The organism is Bacteroides sp. 2201st1_D9_2201SCRN_220225, assembly GCF_040928965.1.
Classification (GTDB): Bacteria; Bacteroidota; Bacteroidia; order Bacteroidales; family Bacteroidaceae; genus Bacteroides; species Bacteroides stercoris.
In genome coordinates, this window is the sequence record NZ_JBCODG010000063.1 from 22301 (window position 1) to 28656 (window position 6356).

Genomic DNA, 6356 nt, shown 5'->3' on the forward strand with positions numbered 1-6356 from the left:
CTATTCATAAAATGACAATACCTGCATTATTTCATCTTCTTCTTGTTTCCGGCCATAAGTTCCGGATTCTATCAAAGGAAGAATTTCTTTTCTGATGTAAGATACATTCCTATCTATAATATCTTCAGTAAAAGGATAGCCATTCAGGGCAAAGGCTATAAACTTGCGGAAACACGGTTTACAACTCCAACATTCTTTCCCATGCTCCGGAGTATAACAACTGAACGATGAAGAAAAGGCCTCATCCATATCGCCACCTTGCGCAACAAAAGCCCTAACGAGTTCAGCCTTTGTGTATCGCTTGAAATCTAGATTTATTTTGATTTTCCTTTCTTCCGTCCAATGCTGTTTCTGATAAAGATAGTTCAATAACTGCTCATAGATATCAGTAAATACCGGAGATTTGTCAAGCACCCGATCCCCGGCCGTAGCACCTAAACAAATTTCATTCCCATAATTAGTGGCAATCCCGATAAGGTACATATTCCGCAACGGAATTATCTTATCTTCCCGTTCCCACTTGGAAAGGTCTAGTTTCTCCACTACAACATCAGCAGGAAGGCGCTTTATCTCCTCTTGTGAATACTTTGTGCCCATATCCACGTATAATTTCACATCAGGCTTCCAAATCTTGTCTATAAGCCAGCTATCCATGCCCCCTGAATATAGGAGGACTTTCTTTTCATAAGAACTCTTCTGCATACTTTTGAAATTTTATCCATTCATTAAAATTATGTCTATTCACCAAATCATGATGCCTGGCTCTCATCCCTTTTGGCGGATCGTAGCATTGCATCTGACCGTTATCAAACTTATATATCTGTCCATATCGGGCACCGGATAGCCATGTCGTACTATCAACACTATCAAATTTAAGGTATGGAAGATACTTGGAACTTGTAAAACCAAGCCCATGAATACGGATACCGGCACTATGGGCCTGGTCTATAAACCATTTCAGAATCATAGGATTCTGTCTGATTCTTCTACCTTCTTCCATTGCGGAAGTCGTACCGATAGCCACATAAGGATATTCTTCACACATACGTAGAAAATAATCCCTTTTTCTTGAAGCATGCCACACGGGAATAGGTTTCCGCCCTGTCTTATCTTCCAAGTAACGACGGTAATATTCAACCTTACGCAACCCGACAACAACATCAATATCAAGTTCAAAAAACTTTTGGATATTATTTTTGAGAATGAAATCAGCATACTTTCTTACATAGCTATCCCAGTCAAATCCATTATTATTTCCAGAAAAGGCAGAAAAAGCGCCACTATCAAGAATATGCTTTTCTTGGAGCACATAGTTGCCATATCTGCCGGATTTGTGTTCCCAAAAGGAACTAAGAAGATATATATCCGATGTATCCATGCACCATCTTCTGGCACATGGCTTATATCCAGCAAGATAAAGAATCATACCTCTATCTCTTTGTTACAATATGGACAAACCAATACTTTCTTTTTATGCTCTACCTTATCAGCACCTTCAAAGAAGCCCTCAATATCGGTAGGAATTTCATCAAATGGTAGGTCCATATTCCAATCATTGAGTTCTTCCAAGCAGAAATCTTCTACAATAGCGGCAAAATTAAATTGGGAGGAATCGGAAGCACGATTGTCAGCCAATGCCAACAGCTTCCTCTTTTCATCTTTTGTTGATAGGTCGGTTCTCTTAATAGCGATTAATTCCGTACCGTCAGACTCGATAACACGCACTTTTAACCCAAGTTCCTGGGCTTGTTCATAGACACCATTCCCGGCAATGACAATATCGTTTTTATCCACAAGAATAGAACGCCCGGCCCCACACTCTGTAAGGCTCTTACGAATAAGACGTTTGTTTTCTTCTCCATGAATACGATAATTGCGGGGGTCTAACTTAATCTCACTTACTTTAGACATAGCAATTTCGTTTTTCAATTAAAATATAGACTCCCCTGCAATTTTCTTTCGAATCAGTTCCTGTACTTTGTTATAGATTTCATAAAGCTGCTTTAAAGATTCCTTTCCCGGCCAGTCCGAAAAATTTGCATCTTCAAAAAAACGATATTCAAAGACCCTTCGCGCCAAAGGACTCAAGTCCAAATCCTGCAATACATCGCGTACCTGATGGAAACGACTAAGAAGAAGTTCGTTCTTATCGACTGATTCTTCTTTCACATCCTCAATTTCCAACCGCGAATAGTCCACATTCTGATCCACCGGCATTGGACGATATTTGCTCCGATAAGGTGAAGTGTCTGAAGTTACATTCAGTTTTATCATCTTCAACACAAAGAAATCCAATTCCGTACAGCCGTTTTTCTTTGCGGAAAGAAGTTGCTGCAGTTTAGCATCATCCTTTTGCAGCAAAGAACAAAGCACCTCATTCAACACGTCGTTAGCCTCATCCGGAATACCGGCCAAGCCACAATGATAGACCGCATAGTCCAACCAGCGTTCATATCTCCGTCCTATATATTTTTCTACTAATGCACTTGCCATAAGCTATAAAGTTGTTATCTTTGTGTGTTCTGAGAAAGCTTTATAGCTTACTGGCGGTCGGTAGTGGTGTATCGGCCGCTTTTTATTATTACTCTTGTTTTTCTTTTAACTCTTTCAAAACAATCTCTATGCCTTCCTCCAGTCCTTTCTTGTAACCGGATATATGCTCACCTATGTTGTAAACCAAGCATCCTACAACGATAAGAACTACTCCTAAAGTTCTATGCCAATAGGGTAGGGATACACTGAACGGTGAGAATGTCAGTCGGAAGTGACCGATAAATAATGCTGATATGATGAATATCGCAAGAAAAAATATTAGGTTTGCTTTCATAATTTTGCTATTAGATAATTTAAATACCAATACAATCCAAAGTAAAACACCGTACAAACAATCACAGTAGCCATAATCCAAAATGCTAACAGCCTGTATCTTTTATCTTCTTCCATCTGTAAAGTGTTTCATTCTCCATTTCTTAAATTCATGCTCACGTTCCGATAACCGTTCACAGGTCCTATCATAAGGGTCTGATTTATATCTGGAAGCTTCATTTATAGATTCTTCCTCGGCTGCACCACAGCGTTCGGAAAAATACCTGCGAAACCACCCAAGTATTATCTGCCCGTCCAATCGGTCATATAAATTGCCGTAATAGCCGCTTTTGGCGCGCTTAAAGAGCAAATTTATATCTGCTATAGTCAGAAACTTATAATCCTGTAAGATTATCATGGCAGTTTCAAAAGTTTGGGCATCCGTCATCTTCTTGCCTACATTCACAAACTCACGCAGATTAACAAGCCATCCCTCCAAGTATGCTTGAAGGCAATCATAACCGTATGCTTGCTCTATCTCAATCAACGCAGGTGTATTGGCACTAAATACAGCCGGGTAAGAATTAACCGCCCTGCATGCCACCTGTACCGCCGGAACCGAGAATTCTCTCAAGAATGTTTCTTTTGTAATCGTCGCTAACATTCGAGTTTCCCCCGGCTGCCGTACCACCACCATTTGTCTTTCTGTATTTTCCATCTTCCATATCCTTTTTTGCCCATTTTCGGAATGTCAAATTTGCGCTGACGTATTTCTTCAACAGCTCACGGTAATTGTGCATGGAGCGCAAAGTATTCTCGATTACCTCAATGGGGAAATCTTGTTTTATCCGTTCAAACTGGGCTTCTGTAAACGGCTCCTTCAATTTACCCACATTAGGAGCGTTTGCATCAATCCAAGCCTTGAACTTTTTAAAATTCTCACTCTCGGGGGGTGGGGGCTCCTCGCGCGTGCGCGTAACACTCCCATCCTCTCCTTTACTCTCCTTTCCTTTCCTATCCTTTCCAGCAGGAATATTCTCTACCGTTCCCGATTCTTCGGGAATATTCTCGAATGTTCCCGAATTTCCTGTTTGGGCGGAAAGAAGAGCCTTTTCTATAACTTCTTCCGGAATTTTTGACTTTTGCGGTTTGTCGATGCGTTCGCTGGAAAAGTCCATCACGTAGTAGCTTTTGTTCTCGTATGTAAAAGGTACAAGGACGGAGTTCTCAATCAGCTCTTTCAGCCACCCAGAAACCTGCTGCTTACGAATGTCTTCGCGGGCAGGAAAAACTTTCGACTTAATGATAACCTCATTCGCAAGAATGACGCCGCTATCATCAGCAAAGTTCTTCATGCCGATATAAAGCAGCCAAGCAGGAAGAGATACATTCGAAAATCTTTCATCTTCCCAAAATTCCGGAACTATAGTTCTAATTCTTGGCATTATTACACTATCTAATTATGCAACCTTCTTTAGGCACTTCTGTATCAAATTCATATTATTATTCACCAGCTTTACTATGCTATCATGGTATTCTGTGTCTTTATTGCAGACACCACGAGATTGGACGATACTGAATGTCTTTAAATTAACCTCAACCGTTTCAATATGCTTCTTGCCTATCCGGGCAGAAAGGATAAGAGAATCCCTCTTCTTGAAATATTCATTTGAGAAGACACAATGGTGCATAATTTCTCCTTCTTTCTTAAATTCCTCAAGGCTTTTCAACGGTATCACCACTATCTTACCATCCGACAGTTTCAAATCAAAGAATTTCGATTTCTCCTTAATGTAGTCTTCGGCATATTTCTTAAGTTCAAGCAAACGCTGCATATCACGTGCCTTGCGTGCCTTTTCATCATCACGCTTTTTCTTTGCCACATATAAGTCATGGGCTCTTTTCAGATTCGTAGGGCAAACATAGTAAGCGTTATGCAGGTCTTTATGATAACGTGCCAGCAAGTCCAAATAATCAAACCACATCGAAGCATCCTTTATCTTATACTTGTTCCGAAGACAGATTTTTATAGAAGGCCAATAGCTGCTCACTTTATAACTAAGACTGTACCAATGACTCAATAAATCATACCGCTTTGCTTTAAGAAGCGTTTCGAGTTTAGGATTAACAGGAATGGCATTAATTGCATCAAGAAATGACAGTCCATGAAGTCTGTAATCTATTCCCATCCTTGTATATTGCGGTTTGAATACAGAATCTGGATGGTACTTATCACAGTAAACATCATTATCTTCGATATAATAATACGATCCCACAGTCTTGTTACGAATTTCAAGATTTCCACACCAACCACTACAGCCTGTATTTCTTGCAAGAGCCATCACTTCCCGTTTTCCATCGTCTTTAATCCAATGTTGAAGCACTTCCCGAATAAAATAATGAGGTTCCCTGCCTTCACGATAATAAGCATATAGTTCAAAGCATCGGATAACCTGGAACTCTTCACATATATCTGCCTTTCCTATCCTTATAAATTGCTGATTAGTACGTTTCCTCGACCATTCTATTTTTAAGGATGCACCGCAATGAGGACAAACAGCACGCTTGCGATTTACAAGTTTTGTAGAAAAACGTTCTCCACATTCCATACATACGACACGGGACTTGGTAGCATATCCTATATGGTCCAGACAATCATTATTAGCCCACTCAGTTATCATACTTTTTATATCGGGTAGCTGGCTACTCAAACCAACTACCCTAAATTGTAATTTCGTTCTCGGTTTCATAATCCTTCAAATAATGAGAATTGCAAAGAAGATGACTCGTTTTTCTTTCCTTTACGCCTGCTATTCATTTTTTCCGGACAACCGGTTTCTTTTTGAGGTGCAGTACCTACATCACTTTTAGGTGCCTGAGAAGTGGCTGCTTTGTAATTGGTCTGCTTATTAACTTTAATGTCGTCTTCATCATAGTAATGTACTGCAAGACCGAAAACCTCATCGTCAGACATACATACGGCATTACCGCGTTTCTTTGCCTCACTAAGAATATAATCAAAACATTCGTTTATATTCTTATTAGGTTTCGCATATACACTAGCGAAAAGAGGGTCATTCTTCGCCCGTTCTTCCAAATACGATTGGATGATCTGTTTGGGTGTCTTAGTTTTTTCCATAGCATTAATTATTTATAGACATCGGCATTAATAAGTAAGTAAGGCTGCGTTCTTCTTCATCGCAGCGAGATAAAACAGCCGCTCTTGACGGGTCCGTCATGGATATAGAAATGTCTTCTGAGGGAATACTATTCACAAGTTCTATCAAGAAACCGCTCTTAAATCCTATCTCAATGGCTTCACACCCATTCTGCAAAATCACAGTTTCTTCCGCAGACTTGGAAAAATCGAAATCATGGGCAGTTATAAGCAGGGAGCTCTTATCGAATTTTAGGATAACCAAAGAAGAAGACATATTGCAGAATACCGAAACACGCTTTAAAGCCGCCAATAAGTCATTTCTTTTTAGAACTACTCTCTTGGACTGATTTTGAGGAATGACCGCACGATAATTGGGATATCGTCCTTCTAT

At 39.9% G+C, this 6356-nt stretch carries 9 protein-coding genes and 1 pseudogene; all 10 read right to left on the reverse strand.

What is annotated here, in order from left to right:
• On the reverse strand, positions 1 to 702 hold the full coding sequence (locus AB5903_RS17215) for a 7-cyano-7-deazaguanine synthase (protein WP_368118071.1): 702 nt from the start codon (positions 700 to 702) through the stop codon (positions 1 to 3).
• Positions 683 to 1426 (reverse strand): hypothetical protein, encoded by a 744-nt coding sequence (locus AB5903_RS17220; RefSeq protein ID WP_151871626.1) that lies wholly within the window; start codon positions 1424 to 1426, stop codon positions 683 to 685. Before AB5903_RS17220 ends, AB5903_RS17215 begins: the two co-directional genes overlap by 20 nt.
• Positions 1423 to 1911 (reverse strand): hypothetical protein, encoded by a 489-nt coding sequence (locus AB5903_RS17225; RefSeq protein ID WP_122134322.1) that lies wholly within the window; start codon positions 1909 to 1911, stop codon positions 1423 to 1425. The genes AB5903_RS17220 and AB5903_RS17225 overlap by 4 nt, the downstream gene beginning before the upstream one ends.
• Before the next feature lie 18 nt (positions 1912 to 1929).
• Positions 1930 to 2493, reverse strand: coding sequence for a hypothetical protein (locus AB5903_RS17230; protein WP_008781986.1), 564 nt, complete (start codon positions 2491 to 2493; stop codon positions 1930 to 1932).
• 88 nt (positions 2494 to 2581) lie between these two features.
• Positions 2582 to 2827, reverse strand: coding sequence for a hypothetical protein (locus tag AB5903_RS17235; protein WP_151871606.1), 246 nt, complete (start codon positions 2825 to 2827; stop codon positions 2582 to 2584).
• 102 nt (positions 2828 to 2929) lie between these two features.
• The gene (locus AB5903_RS17240; protein WP_224262923.1) at positions 2930 to 3439 is read right to left on the reverse strand and encodes a DUF6633 family protein; all 510 of its coding nucleotides are present in this window, start codon (positions 3437 to 3439) and stop codon (positions 2930 to 2932) included.
• Positions 3390 to 4250: a hypothetical protein gene (locus AB5903_RS17245; protein ID WP_016661670.1), complete on the reverse strand. Its 861-nt coding sequence runs from the start codon at positions 4248 to 4250 to the stop codon at positions 3390 to 3392. Before AB5903_RS17245 ends, AB5903_RS17240 begins: the two co-directional genes overlap by 50 nt.
• Positions 4251 to 4265: 15 nt before the next feature.
• Positions 4266 to 5555 (reverse strand): PcfJ domain-containing protein, encoded by a 1290-nt coding sequence (locus AB5903_RS17250; protein ID WP_368118072.1) that lies wholly within the window; start codon positions 5553 to 5555, stop codon positions 4266 to 4268.
• Positions 5552 to 5944 (reverse strand): PcfK-like family protein, encoded by a 393-nt coding sequence (locus AB5903_RS17255; protein WP_368118073.1) that lies wholly within the window; start codon positions 5942 to 5944, stop codon positions 5552 to 5554. The genes AB5903_RS17250 and AB5903_RS17255 overlap by 4 nt, the downstream gene beginning before the upstream one ends.
• A 4-nt stretch (positions 5945 to 5948) precedes the next feature.
• Positions 5949 to 6356, reverse strand: a pseudogene (locus tag AB5903_RS17260) (DNA polymerase III subunit beta); the annotation flags it as partial.

Excerpts from the sequence above, each read along its gene's own strand:
- AB5903_RS17215 (WP_368118071.1), bottom strand. The coding sequence starts at position 702 with ATGCAGAAGAGTTCTTATGAAAAGAAAGTCCTCCTATATTCAGGGGGC.
- AB5903_RS17220 (WP_151871626.1), bottom strand. The coding sequence starts at position 1,426 with ATGATTCTTTATCTTGCTGGATATAAGCCATGTGCCAGAAGATGGTGC.
- AB5903_RS17225 (WP_122134322.1), bottom strand. The coding sequence starts at position 1,911 with ATGTCTAAAGTAAGTGAGATTAAGTTAGACCCCCGCAATTATCGTATT.
- AB5903_RS17230 (WP_008781986.1), bottom strand. The coding sequence starts at position 2,493 with ATGGCAAGTGCATTAGTAGAAAAATATATAGGACGGAGATATGAACGC.
- AB5903_RS17235 (WP_151871606.1), bottom strand. The coding sequence starts at position 2,827 with ATGAAAGCAAACCTAATATTTTTTCTTGCGATATTCATCATATCAGCA.
- AB5903_RS17245 (WP_016661670.1), bottom strand. The coding sequence starts at position 4,250 with ATGCCAAGAATTAGAACTATAGTTCCGGAATTTTGGGAAGATGAAAGA.
- AB5903_RS17250 (WP_368118072.1), bottom strand. The coding sequence starts at position 5,555 with ATGAAACCGAGAACGAAATTACAATTTAGGGTAGTTGGTTTGAGTAGC.
- AB5903_RS17255 (WP_368118073.1), bottom strand. The coding sequence starts at position 5,944 with ATGGAAAAAACTAAGACACCCAAACAGATCATCCAATCGTATTTGGAA.